Source organism: Streptomyces sp. NPDC005648, assembly GCF_040605395.1.
GTDB lineage: Bacteria > Actinomycetota > Actinomycetes > Streptomycetales > Streptomycetaceae > Streptomyces.
Genome location: NZ_JBEXCS010000104.1, coordinates 1 through 18,587 on the forward strand (window position 1 = coordinate 1; position 18,587 = coordinate 18,587).

Here is an 18,587-nt window from a genome sequence, read left to right on the forward strand (position 1 = left end):
GAGGGCGGGCCGGGCGGCGTCTGGGGCGTGCTCTCGGCGTGCCGGGCGGAAGCCCTCGTACTGGTTGTACGTGGGTTTTCGCCCGGTGCGGCGAGTGGGGGCACCTCCCACGCCCTTGAGGCAGTGGGGGAGCGTGCCAGGCGTCGAGCGGCAGGCGGGACTTTCGCAACACGCCCTACGCTGGACCCAGCTTGCGGAAGTCCCAGGACACTATCTTGTCCGGGGTCAGTCGCATCCAGGCGTGCCGGCCGTCGTGCGGCATCTCCTCCAGGTTGAAGTTCTTGCGGGCGAACAGCGTTTCGGGGACGTCGAGTTCGGCGCACAGCTCGCCCGTGCGGGGGGCCTCGCCCACGAACTCCACGGCCCCGGACAGCTCGACGCCCCGCAGCTCGTCGTACTCCTCGCCCGTGTCGACGACGATCGCGACCCGCGGGTCGCGCCGCAGATCGGTCCAGCGCTTGCTGCGCACCACGGAGTACAGCCACATCGAGTTGCCGTCCCAGGCGAACCACAGCGTGCTGACGTGCGGAGCGCCGTCCTTCGACACGGTGGCGACCCGGCAGGTGCGCTGGCCGGCGAGGAACTCGTCCAGCTCGCCGGGCGTCATCATGATCTTCCGGCCTCTGCGCTGAGTGACGGTCATGCGGCCCCCTCTTTCTCTCACGTCGTGTCAGAGGAACTCCGGTGATCCTCTGACATCACGTCAGAAAAGGATGGGTCGTCTTCCGTCCGTACGCAATGGTCGCTACTCTCCCGCTCCGGACCGCAGGCCACCAGGGGGACCCGTGCCGTCGTACGAACAGCTCAGCGAGCTCCTCGACCCGGCGACCACGGTACTGCTCACCGTCGAGTGCCAGCAGGGCGTCGTAGGACCGGACAGCGCTCTGCCCGAACTCGCCCGCGTGGCACGGCAGTCCGGCGCCCTCGCCAACATCGCCCGGCTGGTGGCCGGTGCGCACGAGAGCGGCGTCCAGGTCGTCCACGCGATCGCCGAGCGCCGTCCCGACGGCCGCGGCGCGAACCGCAACGCCCGCCTCTTCCGCGCCGCCGAGCGGCTGCCCGTCCAGCAGCTGTCCGGCACCACGGCGGTCCGGGTGGCCGCCCCGATCGAGGTGTCCGAGGAGGACTTCGTCGTACGACGGCTGCACGGCCTCTCCCCGATCCAGGGCACCGACGTCGACGCACTGCTGCGCAACCTCGGCTGCCGCACCCTGGTCGTCACCGGGGTCTCGGCGAACGTGGCGATCCCGAACACCGTCTTCGACGCGGTCAACCGCGGCTACACCGTGGTGGTGCCGTCCGACGCCATCGCGGGGGTGCCTGCCGACTACACCCCCGCGATGATCCGTCACACCCTCGCCCTGGTCGCCACGGTCGCGACCACGGACGAGGTGCTGGGCTGCCTGGGGCGGCCCCGGCGCGTCCGGGTCACGCGAGCGTGATCGAGTCCCCGCTGACGGTCACGTTGGCGGCGGTCAGCCCCGTGGTCGCCGGCCCCTTCTTCACGCTGCCGTCGGTGACCGAGAACTCGCTGCCGTGGCACGGGCACACGATGACCCCGTTGGAGATGGAACTGACCGCGCAGCCCGCGTGCGGACACCTGGTCGAGAACGCCTTGTAGGTGCCCGAAGCCGGCTGGGTGACCACGACGGACTGGTCCTTGAAGATCTTGCCGCCACCCTCGGGGATGTCGGTGGTCTTCGCCAGGGCCGTGCCGCCGCCGGAGCCCGTCGAGGCGCTCGCGCCCGAGCCGCCGCCGCTGGCGTTGGCCCCGGCCTGGGTGTTCGAGGTGTCGGAGGAGGAGCTGTCGTCGGACGATCCGCAGGCGCTCAGCGCGACGGCGAGTCCGGCCGCGCCGACCGCCGCAACGACGGTACGGCGGCCGGGCGCCGCGGTGGGGGGAAGCGATTCGCTGGTCGTCATGCTGACGTTCCCTTCATTGCAAGACATCGCAAGCTTCGTGGATCTGGTCAGGGGTACGGGGTGAGCGCATCGGTTGTTCAGACGTTGTCGAGATCTAAACGTGTTCGAGGTCATGAAGGGGTAAGGCCAAGCTGTCGCTTCGCTGTCGGCCGTGAACCCGGCCGGTCACAGGGCCAGTAACCTGGGGCGATGCTGAAGGAAGTCATCGCGACCCGCTACATCACGCCCTTGCGAGAGGGCGGTTCACTGCCGGGGCTCGTCGAGGCGGACGACTTCGGGACGTACGTCATGAAGTTCACCGGCGCCGGACAGGGCCGCAAGACGCTGGTCGCCGAGGTCGTCTGCGGCGAGCTGGCCCGCCGGCTCGGCTTCCGGATGCCCCGCCTGGTGACGATCGACCTCGACCCGGTGCTGGGCCTCGGTGAGCCCGAGCAGCAGGTGCAGGACCTGCTCAGGGGCAGTGGCGGCACCAACCTCGGCATGGACTTCCTCTCCGGCGCCCTGGGCTTCGACCCGCTCGCCTTCGAGGTGAGCCCCGAGGAATCGGGCCGCATCCTCTGGTTCGACGCGCTGATCAACAACGTCGACCGCTCCTGGCGCAACCCCAACCTCCTCGTCCGAGGCGGCGAGCTGTGGATCATCGACCACGGCGCGACGATGATCTGGCACCACAACTGGCCCGGCGCCGAGAAGTCCGCCGCCCGCTCCTACGACGCCTCCGACCACGCCCTCGCCCGCTTTCGCCCCGACCTCGCGGGCGCCGCAGCCGACCTCGCCCCCCGGGTCACCGAGGACCTCCTGGCCGAGGTGACCGCGGAGATCCCGGACGTCTGGCTGGCCGACGAACCCGGCTTCGACACGCCGGACGGGCTCCGGCACGCCTACGCGCGCGTGCTGCTCGCCCGCGCCGCCGACGTCCACACGCGCGTGACCGGAATCGAGGAGGGCAAGTGAGCGACCGCCACATCCACATGGCCGGTTCCGTGGTCGAGCGGCACATCATCCGCGGTAGTGAGGCCAACGACCGGGACGTCTTCGAGTACGCCCTGCTGCGGGTCGTGCCCCGCGTCGAGCGCGGGGAGTGCATCAACGCGGGCGTGCTGCTCTACTGCCGCGCCCAGGGGTACGTCGGCGCCCGCACCCACCTCGACGAGGCACGGCTGCTGGCCCTCCACCCGGAGGCCGACGTGGCCGGGATCCGGGCGGCGCTCGGGGCCGTCGAACGCGTCTGCGGCGGGGGCGAGGGGGCGGGGCAGGCCGCGGGTGAGGACGCCGGCCGGCGCTTTCGCTGGCTCATCGCGCCGCGCTCCACGGTCGTCCAGCCCGGACCGGTGCACACTGGGCTCACCACCGATCCGGTGGCCGAGACCGAGCGGTTGCTCGACCTGCTGGTGAGGTAATGGATCACACCGCAGCCGTGTGACGTTGACACCGGGTGCCATGGCTTCTAGCGTCACGTGCGACGAAGGTACTAAGCGGTCGCTCACCGGGCCGCGGGTTCTCTCAAGGGCGAGGAGAAGCAGCAATGTCCACCACTGAGCAGCGGGTAGCCGTGGTCACCGGCGCGGCACGCGGAATCGGGGCCGCCACCGCCGTACGACTGGCGGCGGAGGGCCGTGCGGTCGCCGTGATCGACCTGGACGAGGCCGCCTGCAAGGACACCGTGGAGAAGATCACCGCGGCGGGTGGCCGGGCGATCGCGGTCGGCGCGGACGTCTCCGACGAGGCCCAGGTCGAGGCGGCCGTCGCACGCGTGGTCGAGGAGCTCGGCGCGCCCACGATCCTCGTCAACAACGCGGGCGTGCTCCGCGACAACCTGCTGTTCAAGATGAGCGCCTCGGACTGGGACACCGTCCTCAACGTCCATCTGCGCGGCTCCTTCCTGATGACGAAGGCCGTCCAGAAGCACATGGTCGACGCCGGCTTCGGCCGTGTCGTCAACCTGTCCTCGTCCTCCGCGCTCGGCAACCGCGGCCAGGCCAACTACTCCGCCGCCAAGGCCGGTCTGCAGGGCTTCACCAAGACCCTCGCGATCGAGCTCGGCAAATTCGGCATCACCGCCAACGCCGTCGCCCCCGGCTTCATCGCCACCGACATGACCGCCGCCACCGCCGCGCGCGTGGGCATGGGCTTCGAGGAGTTCAAGGCCGCGGCCGCCACCCAGATCCCCGTGGCCCGGGTCGGCGAGCCGGACGACATCGCCAACGCCATCGCCTTCTTCACCGGCGAGGCGGCCGGATTCGTCTCCGGCCAGGTGCTGTACGTCGCCGGCGGACCGCTCGACTAGGAGAACCTCCCCTCATGACTGAACTGCCCGCACTCTCCGGCCGGGCCGCCGTCGTCACCGGCGCCAGCCGCGGTATCGGCTACGGCGTCGCCGAGGCCCTCGTCGCCCGCGGCGACCGGGTCGCCATCACCGGCCGCAACGAGGACGCCCTCAAGGAGGCCGTCGAGAAGCTCGGCGCCGAGCGCGTCATCGGCATCGCCGGCAAGGCGCACGACCTGGAGCACCAGACCGAGGTCGTCGAGCGCGCCATGGAGGCCTTCGGCCGTGTCGACTATCTGGTCAACAACGCCGGTACCAACCCGGTGTTCGGCCCGATCGCCGACCTCGACCTGAACGTGGCCCGCAAGGTCTTCGAGACCAACGTGATCTCCGCGCTCGGCTTCGCCCAGAAGACCTGGCACGCCTGGCAGAAGGACAACGGCGGCGCGATCGTCAACATCGCGTCCGTCGCGGGCATCGCGCCCTCGCCCTTCATCGCCGCGTACGGCGTCAGCAAGGCCGCGCTGATCAACCTCACCCAGCAGCTGGCGCACGAGTTCGCGCCGAGGGTGCGGGTCAACGCGATCGCCCCGGCCGTGGTGAAGACCCAGTTCGCCAAGGCCCTGTACGAGGGCCGGGAGGCCGAGGCGGCCGCCGCCTACCCGCTGGCCCGGCTCGGTGTGCCGTCCGACATCGGCGGTGCCGCGGCCTTCCTCACCTCCGAGCAGTCCGCCTGGGTCACCGGCCAGACGCTCGTGGTCGACGGCGGCATCTTCCTGAACGCCGGCGTCGGCTGAGCGAACGGTTGCGACTGTAACGATCGGGCACCCGAGGGTGCCGTTTCCTTGACGGAAACGGCACCCTCGTCGTCGTACAGGAAGGGCACAGTCCGCTGACAACGTCGTCATGAACAACCTGATCAAGGGCCCTTTTCGACCGGGGTTCAACTTCGCCGACACTGCGGTATGGTCTGCCGACCCTTGGTACGGCGGATCGAGGAGCGAGCGCGTGTTCAACCGGAAGCGACGCCTGCGTCAGGTGGCGGCCATCGCGTCCATATCGTCCCTGGTGACCGGATGCGGAGTCCTCTCGTCGGACTCCTCCGGCGACAAGGGACCGATCACGGTCGGGACGACCAGCGCCCCCAGCACCCTGGACCCCGCCGCCTCCTGGGACCAGTCCTGGGAGCTGTTCCGCAATATTTACCAAACGCTCCTCAACTACCCGGTCGGCGCGACCACTCCGCAGCCCGACGCCGCGCGGAAGTGCGCCTTCACGGACGGCTCGAACAGAACGTTCAGATGCGAGCTGCGCCCGGGCCTGAAGTTCTCCGACGGGCACACGCTCGACGCCCAGGCGGTCAAGTACTCGATCGACCGCATCAGGAAGATCAACCTCAACGGCGGCCCCGCGGGCCTGCTCGGCAGCCTCGACCGGGTCCAGGCGCTCGGCGACAAGACGGTCGTCTTCCATCTCAACAAACCGGACGCCACCTTCCCGTTCGTGCTCGCCACGCCCGCGATGTCGATCGTCGACCCCCGGAAGTACCCGGCCTCCTCGCTGCGCAAGGACGGCAGGGTGGACGGCTCCGGGCCCTACACACTCCAGTCGTACGAGGAGGGCAAGAAGGCCCAGCTCGTCAGGAACGGCGACTACAAGGGCTACGCCGACCGCAAGAACGACGCGGTGACCATCCGCTACTACCGCGAGTCGGCCCCCATGGTCGCCGACCTGAAGAAGGGCACGCTCGATGTGGCCTTCCGCGGTCTGGACGCGGACGACATCGTCGACCTGCAGAAACACGACGCGGACGGCAGCCTCCAGCTCGTCGAGGGCGCCGGCATCGAGATCAACTACCTGGTGTTCAACCCCAGGGACCCCTGGGCCGGGAAGCCCGCCGTACGCAAGGCCGTCGCCCAGGTCGTCGACCGCGGGGCCATCGCGCACAAGGTCTACAAGGACACCGTGGAGCCCCTGTACTCGATGGTCCCCAAGGGCCTGACCGGCCACACCACCGACTTCTTCGACGACTTCGGCAACCCCAGCACCGTCAAGGCCCGCAGGATCCTCACCGACGCCGGCATCACCCGGCGCGTGCCGCTGACCCTCTGGTACACCAGCGACCGCTACGGCTCCTCCACCAGGCCGGAGTTCACCGAGATCAAACGCCAGCTGGAAGCCTCCGGCCTCTTCACGGTCACCCTGCGGAGCCGCCCCTGGAACACCTATGTCACCGGTTACCAGAACGGCGAGTACCCGGTCTTCGGCCGCGGCTGGTTCCCCGACTTCCCGGACCCCGACAACTTCATCGCGCCCTTCGTCGGCAACCAGAACGCGCTCGGCACGCCCTACCCGCAGCCCGAGATCACCGGCGTGCTGCTGCCCCGCTCGCGCGGTGAGAGCGACCGGGCCAACGTGGTCTCGGACTTCGAGCGGGCCCAGCAGATCCTCGTGCACGACGCCCGGCTGCTTCCGCTGTGGCAGGGCAAGCAGTACGTGGCCGCCAGCGACGACATCTCCGGCGCGGAACAGGCGCTCGACCCGTCGACGATCATGATGATGTGGCAGCTGTACCGCAAGACCAGCTGGTAGCGCGCGGACTTGGGGGAGCGGAAGGCCGTTGTCAGTGGTCGCCTGTAGGTTCTGAGAACCGCAAGTGACCGTACGACATGAGGACGTTGACGTGACCGACACCGCCATGCTGCCCGAGTCCTGGCGCGGGGTTCTGGGCGACGAGCTGCAGCAGCCCTACTTCAAGGAGCTGACGGAGTTCGTCGAGGAGGAGCGGGCGAAGGGTCCCGTGTACCCGCCGCGCGAGGAGGTCTTCGCCGCGCTGGACGCCACGCCGTACGACCAGGTGAAGGTCCTGATCCTCGGCCAGGACCCGTACCACGGCGAGGGCCAGGGCCACGGCCTGTGCTTCTCGGTCCGCCCCGGCGTCAGGATCCCGCCGTCCCTGCGCAACATCTACAAGGAGATGCACGACGAGCTGGGCACCCCCGTCCCCGACAACGGCTACCTCATGCCGTGGGCCCAGCAGGGCGTCCTCCTCCTCAACGCGGTCCTCACGGTCCGCTCCGGCGAGGCCAACTCCCACAAGGGCAAGGGCTGGGAGAAGTTCACCGACGCGGTCATCCGCGCGGTCGCCGACCGCCCCGACCCGGCGGTCTTCGTCCTGTGGGGCAACTACGCCCAGAAGAAGCTCCCCCTGATCGACGAGACCCGCCACGCGGTGGTCAAGGGCGCGCACCCGTCCCCCCTGTCCGCGAAGAAGTTCTTCGGCTCCCGCCCCTTCACCCAGATCGACGAAGCGGTGGCAGCCCAGGGCCACACCCCCATCGACTGGACCATCCCCAACCTGACCTGACAACCCGAGGGCAAGGTGGGGGCACCCGCGGCATCACCACGCGGCTCCGCCGCGCGGGCGCGACAAGCCCCCACCGACCCGCAGTCCACCACGCACCGGCACCACAACGGCGCGGCCTGATCACCAAAGCCAAGGGAGCCGATTAGCGTCGATGCGGACAAACCCGGCCAAACCTCCGGAGGACCCCGTGGTGGACCAGCAGAACCAGACCACCCCCGACACCGTCATGACCCGCATCGGCCAGGTCGTCATCCTCCACCACGCCGGCGACCGCGAGGAGGCCCGCCACCGCTTCCTCCAGCTGTGGTCGGAGATCGGCGAGCACGGCGACCCCCTCCACCGCTGCACCCTGGCCCACTACCTGGCCGACACCCAGGACGACCCCTCCGACGAACTCGCCTGGGACCTGCGGGCGTTGACAGCGGCCGAGGAACTGACCGGCGAGCGCTCCCACGACCACGAGCACGAGCACACCCTCGCGGTGAGGGCGCTGTACCCCTCCCTGCACGTGAACCTGGCCGACGACTATCTGAGACTCGGCCGCGACGGCGCCGCCCGCACCCATCTGAGCTCGGCCCGGACCGCCGCCACCGCGCTCGGCGACGACCGTTACGGCGACGGAGTGTGGGCGGCCATCAGCCGACTGGAGTCGAGCCTGGGGGAGCGGGGCGCCGACGGGGACGGAGGGTGGGGGCCGCCGAGACAGCGGCCCTGATCGGTCCCGCGGCGAGCTACGGCCGCCTCAACGCCCGTACTCCTGCTTGCAGATGACGGACTCCGGACTGTCCGCCCGCCAGCCCCCGTACCGCCGCCCCAACGCGCACACGTCCTTCGTGCTCTTCGGAACCGATTTGGTCACGTCCGGAATGTCGACCCGTGGCCGCTGCGGCTGCCGGTGCTCCGGACGCGGTTCACGGGGATGCGGCCGTGGACGCGAGCGCGCCGGCGCCGGTCGCTCGGCCGGAGCCGGCGCGCCCTCGGCCGGGCGGTGCTGCTTCGGCGTCCCGTCCTCCGCCCGCCGGGACGGGCCGATCATCTCCAGCGCCTCCCGCGCCGGCGCCTGCACGATCTGCGGCTCCGCCTCGCCGTCGGGACGGGGGGCCGACGGCTGGGACGGCGCCGTCAGCGGCGGGCCGGGCACGGGTGGGCGCTGGACGGTCACACAGCCGGTGAGGGCCGATACAGCCACGGTGACCAGGAGCGTTGCGGTGGTCGTCGTTCGATGCACCCGGGCAACAATGTCGTCTTGGACGCCCCGGAGGACAGCGGACAAGCGGATCGTGCCCCGCACGGGTGATCTCCGTCCCCGTACGGAGGGCGCGGGCGCGGCCCGGCTGACGTCAGTCGCCGGTGGAGCCGTCGACGCGCTCGCGCAGCAGGTCGGCGTGGCCGTTGTGGCGGGCGTACTCCTCGATCATGTGGGTGTAGATCCAGCGCAGGTTGAACCGCTCACCGCTGCGCCGGCTCCTGCCCGCGGAGAGGTCGTCCAGGCCGAAGCGGGCCGCGTTGGCCCGGGCGATCCCGATCTCGGCCTGCCAGGTGGCGTACGCCTCGTCCCAGGTGTCCGCGTCCGTGAGGTGGAACTCGCCGTCCGGGTCCTCGTCGGTGTAGTAGAGGGGGCCCGCGTCGTCGTCCACGAGGACCTTGCGGAACCAGCCCCGCTCGCACTCGGCGAGATGCCGCACCAGCCCCATCAGGGACAGCGAGGACGGCTCGACGGCGGCCGTCCGCAGCTGGGCGTCGCTCAGGCCCTCGCACTTCCACGCCAGGGTCTGCCGGTGGTAGTCGAGCCAGCCCTCCAGCATGGTGCGCTCGTCGGCGTCGGTCGCGGGTTCACGGCGTTCGGTCGTCATGCCCGCATCATCACCCACCCCGTCCATCGCCACCCGGCATTTTGTGCCAGGGCGTCCTGTGCGGGGGGCCGGGCCTGTGCGGGGTGCCGGCACGATCGCCGGCCGACGGCCCCCGCCGCGGCCGTATGCTTCCGGCAGGACCCCGGCAGGCAACCACCAGAGGAGACCGTCCCGTGAAGGTCGGCTGCATCGGACTCGGCGACATCGCGCAGAAGGCCTACCTCCCGGTGCTCGGCGCCCTGGCCGGAGTCGATCTGCACCTCCAGACCCGCACCCCCGCCACGCTGGACCGGGTCGGCGACAGCCTCCACCTCGGGGCCGACCGGCGCCACCGTGACCTCGACTCCCTCCTCGCCCAGGACCTCGACGCGGCCTTCGTGCACGCGCCCACCGTCGCGCACCCCGAGATCGTGACGCGGCTGCTGGAGGCGGGTGTGCCGACGTACGTGGACAAGCCGCTCGCCTACCGGCTGGCCGACTCCGAGCGGCTGGTGGCGCTCGCCGAGGAACGCGACCTCTCGCTCGTCGTCGGCTTCAACCGGCGCTTCGCGCCCGCGTACGCGCAGTGCGCAGACCATCCACGCGAGCTGATCCTCCTGCAGAAGAACCGGATCGGGCTGCCGGAGGAGCCGCGCTCGATGATCCTCGACGACTTCATCCATGTCGTCGACACCCTGCGGTTCCTGGTGCCCGGTCCGATCGACGACGTGACGGTACGCGCGCGCGTGCAGGACGGTCTGCTGCACCATGTCGTGCTCCAGCTGGCCGGCGACGGCTTCACCGCGCTCGGCGTGATGAACCGGCTCAGCGGCTCGGCCGAGGAGGTCCTGGAGGTGTCCGGGCAGGACACCAAGCGTCAGGTGGTCAACCTCGCCGAGATAATCGACCACAAGGGACAGCCGACCGTGCGCCGGCGCGGCGACTGGGTGCCGGTGGCCCGGCAGCGCGGCATCGAGCAGGCGGCACTGGCCTTCCTGGACGCCGTACGGGCGGGCAAGGTGCTCAGCGCCCGGGACGCACTGGCGACTCACGAACTGTGCGAGCGCGTGGTACGTGCGGTTGCGGACCGGGCCGCCTGAGCCGGAACGCCCGTACGCCCTCGGTCGCGCACCACACCGTGAGGATCACCAGCGCGCCGTGCACCGGCCAGTCGCCGTAGCGGACGTAGGGGGTCACGCCGTGGGCCAGTGGAATGTCATATACCACTGAGGTGCTCTTGTCGGTGCCCAGCCACGAGCCGATCCGCTGCCCGCTCGCCCCGTACACCGCCGACACCCCGGTGAGCGTCGCGTGGACCATCGGGCGGCCGGTCTCGGCGGCGCGCAGCGCGGCGAGGGAGGCGTGCTGTTCGGGGGCCCAGCTGTCCTGGAAGGAGGAGGTCGAGGACTGCGCTATCAGCAACTCCGCGCCGTCCTCGGCGAGATGGCGGCTCATGTCGGGGAACGCCGACTCGAAACAGACCATCGGGCCGACGCGCAGGCCGGGCCCGACGTTCATGATCACCTGTTCGGTGCCGCGCCGGCGGTCCTCACCGGCCGCCTTGCCGACGGAGGTGGCCCAGCCGAGCAGCCTGCGGGCCGGTATGTACTCACCGAAGGGCACCAGGCGCATCTTGTCGTAGCGGTCGCCGGTGGGGCCGTCCGGGCCGACCAGGATCGAACTCTTGTAGATGCCGGGCCTGTCGGAGCGCCGGGCGTCGACGTTGACCAGGATGTCGGCCTTCGTCTCCCGCGCGAGCGCCGCGATCCGCTTGGCCAGATCCGGCCGGTCCGCGAGGTCGAAGCCGACGCTGCTCTCACCCCAGACGATCAGGTCGAGGTCCCGCCCGGCGAGCTGACGGGTGAGCTGTTCCTCGCGGTCGAAGCGCTGGTCCGGGCCGTTGATGATCCCCGGCTGGACCACCGCCACCCGTACCCGGCCGTCCGTGTCAGGTCGCGGTGACCACACCCAGGCCGCCGAGGTGGCGGCGGCCGTCGCGACCAGCCCGGCGACGGCCGGCACCCGGGACTCACGGACCGACAGCAGCACGGCGAGGGCGATGTTGACGGCCACCACCAGGAAGCTCAGCAGCCACACCCCGCCGACCGAGGCCAGCCGCAGCGCGGGCTCCACCTGCCACTGACTGGAGCCGATCACGCCCCACGGCCCGCCAAGGCCCTGCCAGGACCGCACCAGTTCGACCATCAGCCAGCCCGACGGCAGGACGAGCAGGGCGGCCGTCCCCCGCCCGGGCCCGGGCACCCCGGCCAGGAAGCGGCGCACCAGCCAGCCCCAGGGCGCCCAGAGCGCGCCCAGCAGGGCGGCGAGGACGAAGATGAACACGTTCAGGCTCGGCAGCAGCCAGTGGTGCACCGCCAGCATGTACCCGAAACCGCCGCACCAGCCGTCGTAGGCCGCCCGCTTCCCGGTCGGCGCCGAGCGGACCAGCACGATCCACGGGACGAGGGCGACATACGCGAACCACCACAACGACGGTGCCGGGAACGCGAAGACGGGCAGGGCGCCGGCCAGCGCGGCGAGGACCGAGCGGCGCCACGGAGAGGCGAGCCAGTGACCGAAGGTCTTCATACGGCGCCTCCCTACCCAGTGGGTGGCTCCAGTGTGCGTGTTTTCGATGATCCGGGACAGAGGTGGCCGAGATCAGTCGGCCGCCGCAGCGGGCCGCCGCCCGGGCAACCGCCGCCACTTCTCCTCCACGACGACCTCGCGCACCCGCCAGCCGTCGTACGTCCGCAGCAGCCCGAAGGCGTAGCGCCCGCCGCAGACGAAGTCGGGTGCGGCACCCTCGCCGTCCGGGGAGTCGAAGCGCATCGGATTGACGTAGTCGGCCTGCACGCGCGCGGTGTCGCCGGTGTCCTGCTCCAGGGTCCCGAACCGCACCCGGCGGTTGACGATCAGATGCTGCCGCATCGGGAACAGCAGCATGTTTTCGGCCAGCCAGGCGGAGACGCTTCCCGCGTCTCCCTCGATGCCACCGGCCGAACGGTAGTCGGCGCGTCCGTCGGGCGTGAACAGCCCCCGGTACGCCGTCCAGTCGCCGTCGTCCACCGCCACCGCGTAGTCGGTGACCAACTCGTCGACGGCCAGCCGGTCCATCACGGTCGCGAGCTCCACGCGCTGCGTCATCGGCTCAGTGTTGGGCATGGCGCGTGCCGGGCCAAGGGGCGTGCGGTGATATTCGGTTCCTTGTCATACGACGTCCACGCCCCAGGGCGCCGAATGGCCGCCGAACCCGCTCCGCACCGAACCGGCTTGCCCGGTCGTGACGGTAACTCCCTTGCCGTACTGGCCGATTCAGGCTGACGCGGTGACAGGCCCGTTCCTGTCCCTCTCCGTATACTGACCCCTGGTTGATCGATGATCGATCACTGATGAATGGCTGTTCCTGGTGCTGGGAGGTCCCATGAAGCGTCTCGTCACGGTCGTCACCGGGGGGAGCAGGGGCATCGGCGCGGCGACCTGTCTACGGCTCGCGGCGGAGGGACATGACGTGCTGGTCGGGTACGTCCATGACGTCGAGGCAGCCGAGGCGGTGGCGCGGGGGGTGCGGACGGCGGGCCGCCGTGCCGTCGCGGTGCGGGCGGACACGGCCGTCGAGGCCGACGTCGCGCGCCTCTTCGAGACGGCGGAACGCGAACTCGGCCCGATCACGGGGCTGGTGAACAACGCCGGTGTGACCGGACTGCTGGGCCGCCTCGCGGACACCGACACGGCGACCCTGCGCCGGGTCGTGGACGTCAACCTCCTGGGCACGCTGCTGTGTTCACGCCGGGCGGCCCAGCTCATGACGGCGCGGGGGAGCGGCGTCATCGTGAACGTGTCCTCGGGCGCGGCCACGCTCGGCAGCCCCGGGGAGTACGTCCACTACGCGGCGACCAAGGCGGCCGTCGACGCCCTCACCGTGGGCCTGGCCAAGGAACTCGGCCCGGACGGCATCCGCGTCAACGCGGTCGCGCCCGGCGCGATCGACACCGACATGCACGCCACGATGGGCGACCCGGACCGGGCCCACCGTATGGCGGAGGCGATTCCGCTACGGCGGCCGGGGCAGCCCGAGGAGATCGCGGCGGCCATCGCCTGGCTGATGTCACCGGAGGCCTCGTACACGACGGGAGCGGTTCTGCGGGTGGCCGGCGGGCGCTGAGGCTCAGCAGCGTGGTGGCGACCCTCCGCGCCGGGCGGGCACCGGTGCCGGTTCTCAGCCGTAGCCGGCCCGCAGCCGTTCGAATGCGGTCGGCCTCGGCCTCGCGGGCAGGAACTCCTTGATACGCAGGGCGCATTCACGCGCGCTCTCCACGGCGGTGTCGCACTCCACGTCGTAGAGCCCGTGAGCGTGCACCTGCTTCAGCTGACGCGCGGCCAGTCCCGGCGGCCGATCCCCGCGCTCACGCTCACGACGCTCCAGCTCCTCGACGGGGCAGTGCACGCCGACGAGCACCACATCCTCCGGGACCAGCACCGACAGACAGTCCCTCAGCCGCCACTCCGCGCTCAGCACATGGTCCACGACGACGTTGTTCCCGGCGGCGGCCATCCCGGCGACCGCGCGGTGGAAGCCCTGCCAGGTCCGGTGCAGCACGGTGGCCAACTGGTCCGGCGCAACCGGCACCCGGGACCGCATGGCGTGGAACGCGTCGACCGGCATATGGAAGTACGGCTCCTCCAGGATCCGCACCAGCTGGGCCGCGATGCTGGACTTGCCCGAACTGGACGTGCCGTTCAGGAAGATGACGAGGCCTCGGCGCGCGGGGACGCTCTCCAGGTGCTCCATACCGGGGACCCCGGGCCGGCCGCCTCAGGCCGCCTTGATGACGGCACCCCGGATGGCGGCCGCCCATTCGACCACCAGCAGCTCGTATTCCGCGCGCTCCTGGGCCGAAAGGGAGCCGCCCGCACGCATCCACAGCGCCCGGATCTGCTCATTCACTTCGGCAGCAGACCGCACGGAACCAGGGGCCACGGAATCGGGGGACATGCCGACAAGCCTAGGGGCAAGCACTGACACTGCGCTACCGAGTGGCTACTCATCCCGTATGTCATTGGTCACGGTTCCATGATCGCGAAGCCCGTTACTGACCCACGGATCAGCCGATCCGGGCGGCCGCAAGGCGGTCACTCCGCCGACTCCGCCGCATGCGGGCTCAGTACGCCCGCCGTGACCAGGGCGATGATCACGATGCCGAGCGCGATCCGGTACCAGACGAACGGCATGAAGCTCTTGGTCGAGATGAAGCGCATGAACCACGCGATGACGGCGTATCCGCACCCGAAGGCGATCACCGTCGCGAACAGCGTCGGTCCCCACGACACATGGTCGCTCTCCATCGCGTCCTTGACCTCGAACAGCCCGGACGCCAGTACCGCCGGGACCGCGAGGAGGAAGGAGTAGCGGGCCGCGGCCTCACGCCTGTACCCCATGAACAGGCCACCGCTGATCGTGGCGCCGGAGCGGGAGACGCCGGGGACGAGCGCCGCCGACTGGCACAGACCGTAGATGAGGCCGTCCTTCACGCCCAGGTTCTCCAGCGTCTTGCGCTGCTTGGGCGCCCGGTGCCGCCCGCCCGTCTCGTCCCGTGCCGCCAGCCGGTCGGCGACGCCGATCACGATGCCGATGACGATCAGCATGGTCGCGGTGATGCGCAGATCGCGGAAGGGGCCCTCGATCTGGTCCTTGAACAGCAGCCCCAGCACACCGATCGGGATCGAGCCGACGATCACCAGCCAGCCCATCTGCGCGTCGTGGTCCGCCCGCGTCTCCTTGTGGACCAGCGACCGCGACCACGCCGAGACGATCCGCCCGATGTCCTCGCGGAAGTAGATCAGCACCGCCGCCTCCGTGCCGATCTGTGTGATCGCCGTGAAGGCTGCACCCGGGTCCTCCCAGCCGGAGAAGGCCGCGGTCAGCCGCAGATGCGCACTGGAGGAGACGGGAAGGAACTCGGTCAGCCCCTGGACGAGCCCGAGGATGAGGGATTCAAACCAAGACATGAAGTGACGGCGTCCAAGTGCTCGTGGTGGCGGGCGCGACGGAACGTCACGCCCCCGGGGCTCGATGGTCAAGGGTGTGCAAAGCAGCCTAGCGTCCGGCGGCGACAGCCCCGGCACAGGGGTTTCACGGGCGCCCGCACGGCTTCGCGGGCGTGGGGGGTACTCGGCACGGGGGCGATCTCCGCCCGCACCCCCGAGCCGCGGGCCCCGGGCGGCGGGTCAGCCCCGCGTACCCCGTCAGGGGTGGTTGACCTTGCGTGGGCGCGGAGCTTACGTTACTGAGAGGAGAAAGCGCTTGCTAGGCGATCCTCCTCGTAGGTTCGTCGTCCCCGGAGGAGTGCTGATCGCGTCCATGCCCACGCCCGAGACCCGACCCGGGACGTCCCCGGCCTCCGCCGGCCCGTTCGCGGGCCGCCGTATCAGGGCCGCTCTCGTCGGCATCGGCGCCATCGGGCGCGGCTCGCACCTGCCCGCGCTGGCCAGGCTCGCGGAGGAGGGCGAGACGGAGATCGTCGCCGCCGTCGACATCGATGCCAACGCCGTCGACGAGTTCTGCCGGACGTCCGGGATCCCGCACGCGTACACCGAGATGGAACGGATGCTGCGCGAGCAGCGCCCCGACCTGGTGAGCATCTGCACCCCGCCGACCCTGCACCGCGACCAGACCATCGCCGCGCTGCGCGCCGGGGCCTGGGTGTGGTGCGAGAAGCCTCCCATGCCGACGCTCGCCGACTACGACGCCGTGCAGGCCGAGGAGGGCGAGGACGGCGGCCCGTACGCCTCGATCGTCTTCCAGCACCGCTTCGGCTCGGGCGCCAGGCACGTACGACGACTGCTCGCCGACAGGGCGATCGGCCGGCCGCTCGTCGCGCACTGCCAGACCACCTGGTACCGGGACACCGCCTACTACGCCGTGCCCTGGCGCGGCCGCTGGGCGACCGAGGGCGGCGGTCCCGCGATGGGGCACGGCATCCACCAGATGGACATCCTCCTCGACCTGCTCGGCCCGTGGAGCGAGGTGCGCGCGATGGCCGGGCGGCTGGTGCACGACGTGGAGACCGAGGACGTCTCCACCGCCCTGGTCCGCTTCGGGAACGGCGCCCTGGCGACGATCGTGAACAGCGTCCTCAGCCCTGACGAGGTCAGCCGTATCCGCGTCGACTGCGAGCGCGCGACCGTCGAACTGACCCATCTGTACGGCCACCGCAACGCCGACTGGCGAATCACCCCCGCCCCGGACGTGCCGGGCGACGAGGTGGCCGCCTGGCGGAACTTCGGTGCGGACGTGCCCAGTTCGCATCTGGAGCAGTTGCGGGAGCTGGTCGCGAGCATGCGGGCGGGGGAGCGGCCGCGCAGCAGCGGAGCGGACGGGCGCGGCAGCCTGGAGCTGATCGCCGCGCTGTACAAGTCGGCGTTCACGGACGTGACGGTGAAGGCCGGCGAGATCGGCCCCGGTGACCCGTTCCACACGGCGATGCACGGCAACACGCCGGGCTGGGCCCCCACCCCTGTTGAGGAGATGTCCGCATGACCGGCCTGCGTCTCGTCCACGCCCTCGGCGACCGGATCACGGTCACCGAACCGTCCACCGGTGTCGAGCTGTTGAGCTACGTCTACGCCCCCGAGGCGGCGTGGGAGTCCCCGAAGCCGTACATCCATCCGCTGCGGACCCTGGCGGGCGACGTCGTCACCGACTACCGCCCCAACGACCACCGCTGGCACAAGGGCCTCCAGCTGACCGCCTCCCATCTGTCGGGTGCCAACCTGTGGGGCGGCAACTCCTATGTCCACGGGCAGGGTTACCTCGCTCTCCCCGAGCGCGTCGGTTCGATGGCGCACGTCGGTTTCGACGAGGTGGCGGCCGACGAGGACCGGGCCGTCATCGCGGAACGGCTCACCTGGCACCCGTACAACGGTGAACTCTGGGCCGACGAGGAGCGTCGGGTCGAGATCCACGACGTCGACCGGGAGTCCGGTTCCTGGGCGCTGACCTGGACCAGCGCCGTCACCAACCGCCGTGACGAACCACTGCTGTTCGGCAGCCCGACCACGGCGGGCCGTGAACTCGCGGGCTACACCGGCCTGTTCTGGCGGGGCCCGCGCGCCTTCCGGGACGGCCGCATCATCGGCCCGGACTCCGAGGGCCCCGCGCTGATGGGCGAACAGGCCCCCTGGCTCGCCTACTCCGGCGAACACGACGGCACCGACGGCCACGCCACCCTCGTCTTCGCGCACGCCCCCGAGAACGACCACGACGGCTCCCGCGGGACGCACCCCGCCCACTGGTTCGTGCGCAACGAGCCGTTCGCCGCCGTGGCCCCCTCCTGGGCGTTCCACGACGAACTCGAACTCGCCCCCGGTGACACCCTCGCCCGCCGCTACCGCGTGGTCGTGGCCGACGGCGCCTGGTCGCGGGAGGAGATCGCCAAGTACCTGGAGGCGCATCCGTGGTGAACACCTTCACCGGACTGCCCGGCGGGGTGGCCCTCTCGCACCTCTCCGTCTACGACTGGCCAGCCGCCGACGGCGTCTGCGGCGGAACTCCCCATATGCACCTGACCTGTTCGGAGGCGTACGTCGTCACCGGCGGCCGTGGCGCGGTGCAGACCCTCACCACGTCCGGGTACGAGGTCACCCCCCTCGTGGCCGGCACGGTCGCCTGGTTCACCCCGGGCACCATCCACCGGCTGGTGAACGAGGACGGCCTGCGCATCACCGTCCTCATGCAGAACAGCGGCCTGCCGGAGGCGGGCGACGCCGTACTGACGCTCCCGCCGGAGTACCTCACGGACCTCGAGACGTACGCCGCCGCGACCACGATCCCCACGGACGCGCCGGAGGAGGAGCGGGCCCGGGTGGCCCGCGCCCGCCGCGACCTCGCCCTGGAGGGATACCGCGTCCTGCGTGACGCCGCCGGCCCCGGACCGCTGGCCGCGTTCCACCGCGCCGCCGCGGCACTGGTACGACCCCGGCTCGCCGAGTGGCGCGAGCGCTGGCGCCGGGGCGCCGAAGCGGCCGCAGCTGCCACGGGGGAGCAGCTGGGCCGCCTCGGACAGGGCGACGCCGGTTACCTCGCCGACGCCGTCGTACGGGCCGAACAGCCGTCGGCGTACAGCAGGTTCGGGATGTGCGGGCGACTGGACGTCTACAAGGGCGACTGAGATCGGTCGCCACTGTGGGGGCGGCGGTG

Annotated in this window: 22 protein-coding genes; 13 read left to right on the forward strand and 9 right to left on the reverse strand. The window is 70.8% G+C overall.

All coding sequences use genetic code 11. The annotated features are described in order from the left end of the window. Window positions 1-175: 175 nt before the first annotated feature. Window positions 176-643, reverse strand: a complete 468-nt coding sequence (locus ABZT17_RS38165; protein WP_356356175.1) for a pyridoxamine 5'-phosphate oxidase family protein — start codon at window positions 641-643, stop codon at window positions 176-178. A gap of 142 nt (window positions 644-785) precedes the next feature. On the opposite strand from ABZT17_RS38165, the gene ABZT17_RS38170 reads away from it, so the two are divergent. Further along, window positions 786-1,442: a cysteine hydrolase gene (locus tag ABZT17_RS38170; protein WP_356356177.1), complete on the forward strand. Its 657-nt coding sequence runs from the start codon at window positions 786-788 to the stop codon at window positions 1,440-1,442. On the opposite strand, the gene ABZT17_RS38175 is transcribed toward ABZT17_RS38170, so the two are convergent. Then, window positions 1,429-1,923, reverse strand: coding sequence for a Rieske (2Fe-2S) protein (locus ABZT17_RS38175; RefSeq protein ID WP_356356179.1), 495 nt, complete (start codon window positions 1,921-1,923; stop codon window positions 1,429-1,431). The two genes, ABZT17_RS38170 and ABZT17_RS38175, sit on opposite strands and share 14 nt — an antisense overlap. 189 nt (window positions 1,924-2,112) lie before the next feature. Here ABZT17_RS38175 and ABZT17_RS38180 point away from each other — a divergent pair, with 189 nt between their 5' ends. The 7 genes from ABZT17_RS38180 to ABZT17_RS38210 all read left to right on the forward strand — a co-directional run bounded on the left by ABZT17_RS38180 (window position 2,113) and on the right by ABZT17_RS38210 (window position 8,271). Then, a complete protein-coding gene (locus ABZT17_RS38180) occupies window positions 2,113-2,877 on the forward strand; it encodes a HipA family kinase (protein ID WP_356356181.1) in 765 nt (254 codons plus the stop codon). Further along, window positions 2,874-3,323, forward strand: coding sequence for a DUF3037 domain-containing protein (locus ABZT17_RS38185; protein ID WP_356356182.1), 450 nt, complete (start codon window positions 2,874-2,876; stop codon window positions 3,321-3,323). Before ABZT17_RS38180 ends, ABZT17_RS38185 begins: the two co-directional genes overlap by 4 nt. A 125-nt stretch (window positions 3,324-3,448) precedes the next feature. After that, window positions 3,449-4,210 carry a 3-oxoacyl-ACP reductase FabG gene (gene fabG, locus ABZT17_RS38190; protein WP_356356183.1) on the forward strand — a complete coding sequence of 254 codons (762 nt, stop codon included), beginning with the start codon at window positions 3,449-3,451 and terminating at the stop codon, window positions 4,208-4,210. A gap of 14 nt (window positions 4,211-4,224) precedes the next feature. Next, window positions 4,225-4,986: an SDR family oxidoreductase gene (locus ABZT17_RS38195; RefSeq protein ID WP_356356185.1), complete on the forward strand. Its 762-nt coding sequence runs from the start codon at window positions 4,225-4,227 to the stop codon at window positions 4,984-4,986. A 211-nt stretch (window positions 4,987-5,197) separates the two neighbouring features. After that, on the forward strand, window positions 5,198-6,781 hold the full coding sequence (locus ABZT17_RS38200; protein ID WP_356356187.1) for an ABC transporter substrate-binding protein: 1,584 nt from the start codon (window positions 5,198-5,200) through the stop codon (window positions 6,779-6,781). 91 nt (window positions 6,782-6,872) lie between these two features. Further along, on the forward strand, window positions 6,873-7,556 hold the full coding sequence (ung, locus tag ABZT17_RS38205) for a uracil-DNA glycosylase (RefSeq protein ID WP_356356189.1): 684 nt from the start codon (window positions 6,873-6,875) through the stop codon (window positions 7,554-7,556). Between the two features lie 187 nt (window positions 7,557-7,743). Then, the gene (locus tag ABZT17_RS38210; RefSeq protein WP_356356191.1) at window positions 7,744-8,271 is read left to right on the forward strand and encodes a hypothetical protein; all 528 of its coding nucleotides are present in this window, start codon (window positions 7,744-7,746) and stop codon (window positions 8,269-8,271) included. 27 nt (window positions 8,272-8,298) lie between these two features. Here the strand turns inward: ABZT17_RS38210 and ABZT17_RS38215 are convergent, their stop codons facing one another. Beyond that, complete coding sequence (locus ABZT17_RS38215; protein WP_356356193.1) at window positions 8,299-8,745, reverse strand: hypothetical protein; 447 nt, start codon at window positions 8,743-8,745, stop codon at window positions 8,299-8,301. A 151-nt stretch (window positions 8,746-8,896) separates the two neighbouring features. Beyond that, window positions 8,897-9,409 (reverse strand): DinB family protein, encoded by a 513-nt coding sequence (locus ABZT17_RS38220; RefSeq protein WP_356356195.1) that lies wholly within the window; start codon window positions 9,407-9,409, stop codon window positions 8,897-8,899. Between the two features lie 173 nt (window positions 9,410-9,582). Here ABZT17_RS38220 and ABZT17_RS38225 point away from each other — a divergent pair, with 173 nt between their 5' ends. Beyond that, window positions 9,583-10,488, forward strand: a complete 906-nt coding sequence (locus ABZT17_RS38225) for a Gfo/Idh/MocA family oxidoreductase (protein ID WP_356356197.1) — start codon at window positions 9,583-9,585, stop codon at window positions 10,486-10,488. Here the strand turns inward: ABZT17_RS38225 and lnt are convergent. Both lnt and ABZT17_RS38235 read right to left on the reverse strand, forming a co-directional pair. Further along, window positions 10,412-11,977 (reverse strand): apolipoprotein N-acyltransferase, encoded by a 1,566-nt coding sequence (gene lnt / locus ABZT17_RS38230; protein WP_356356199.1) that lies wholly within the window; start codon window positions 11,975-11,977, stop codon window positions 10,412-10,414. The two genes, ABZT17_RS38225 and lnt, sit on opposite strands and share 77 nt — an antisense overlap. A gap of 72 nt (window positions 11,978-12,049) precedes the next feature. Continuing rightward, the gene (locus ABZT17_RS38235) at window positions 12,050-12,535 is read right to left on the reverse strand and encodes a nuclear transport factor 2 family protein (RefSeq protein ID WP_356356201.1); all 486 of its coding nucleotides are present in this window, start codon (window positions 12,533-12,535) and stop codon (window positions 12,050-12,052) included. 277 nt (window positions 12,536-12,812) lie between these two features. On the opposite strand from ABZT17_RS38235, the gene ABZT17_RS38240 reads away from it, so the two are divergent. Next, complete coding sequence (locus ABZT17_RS38240; RefSeq protein ID WP_356356203.1) at window positions 12,813-13,553, forward strand: glucose 1-dehydrogenase; 741 nt, start codon at window positions 12,813-12,815, stop codon at window positions 13,551-13,553. A gap of 54 nt (window positions 13,554-13,607) precedes the next feature. Here ABZT17_RS38240 and ABZT17_RS38245 read toward each other — a convergent pair whose 3' ends face one another. The 3 genes from ABZT17_RS38245 to ABZT17_RS38255 form a co-directional block, all read right to left on the reverse strand. Further along, window positions 13,608-14,180, reverse strand: coding sequence for an AAA family ATPase (locus ABZT17_RS38245; RefSeq protein WP_356356205.1), 573 nt, complete (start codon window positions 14,178-14,180; stop codon window positions 13,608-13,610). Between the two features lie 24 nt (window positions 14,181-14,204). Then, entirely contained in the window at window positions 14,205-14,384 is a 180-nt protein-coding gene (locus tag ABZT17_RS38250; RefSeq protein ID WP_356356207.1) for a hypothetical protein, read from the reverse strand. A gap of 137 nt (window positions 14,385-14,521) precedes the next feature. Beyond that, window positions 14,522-15,397, reverse strand: coding sequence for an undecaprenyl-diphosphate phosphatase (locus ABZT17_RS38255; protein WP_356356209.1), 876 nt, complete (start codon window positions 15,395-15,397; stop codon window positions 14,522-14,524). A gap of 352 nt (window positions 15,398-15,749) precedes the next feature. Here ABZT17_RS38255 and ABZT17_RS38260 point away from each other — a divergent pair, with 352 nt between their 5' ends. The 3 genes from ABZT17_RS38260 to ABZT17_RS38270 are packed head-to-tail and all read left to right on the forward strand — an operon-like array spanning window position 15,750 to window position 18,558. Continuing rightward, a complete protein-coding gene (locus ABZT17_RS38260) occupies window positions 15,750-16,928 on the forward strand; it encodes a Gfo/Idh/MocA family oxidoreductase (protein WP_356356210.1) in 1,179 nt (392 codons plus the stop codon). Beyond that, a complete protein-coding gene (locus ABZT17_RS38265) occupies window positions 16,925-17,851 on the forward strand; it encodes a PmoA family protein (RefSeq protein ID WP_356356211.1) in 927 nt (308 codons plus the stop codon). The genes ABZT17_RS38260 and ABZT17_RS38265 overlap by 4 nt, the downstream gene beginning before the upstream one ends. Then, a complete protein-coding gene (locus tag ABZT17_RS38270; protein ID WP_356356230.1) occupies window positions 17,848-18,558 on the forward strand; it encodes a cupin in 711 nt (236 codons plus the stop codon). The genes ABZT17_RS38265 and ABZT17_RS38270 overlap by 4 nt, the downstream gene beginning before the upstream one ends. Window positions 18,559-18,587 lie beyond the last annotated feature (29 nt).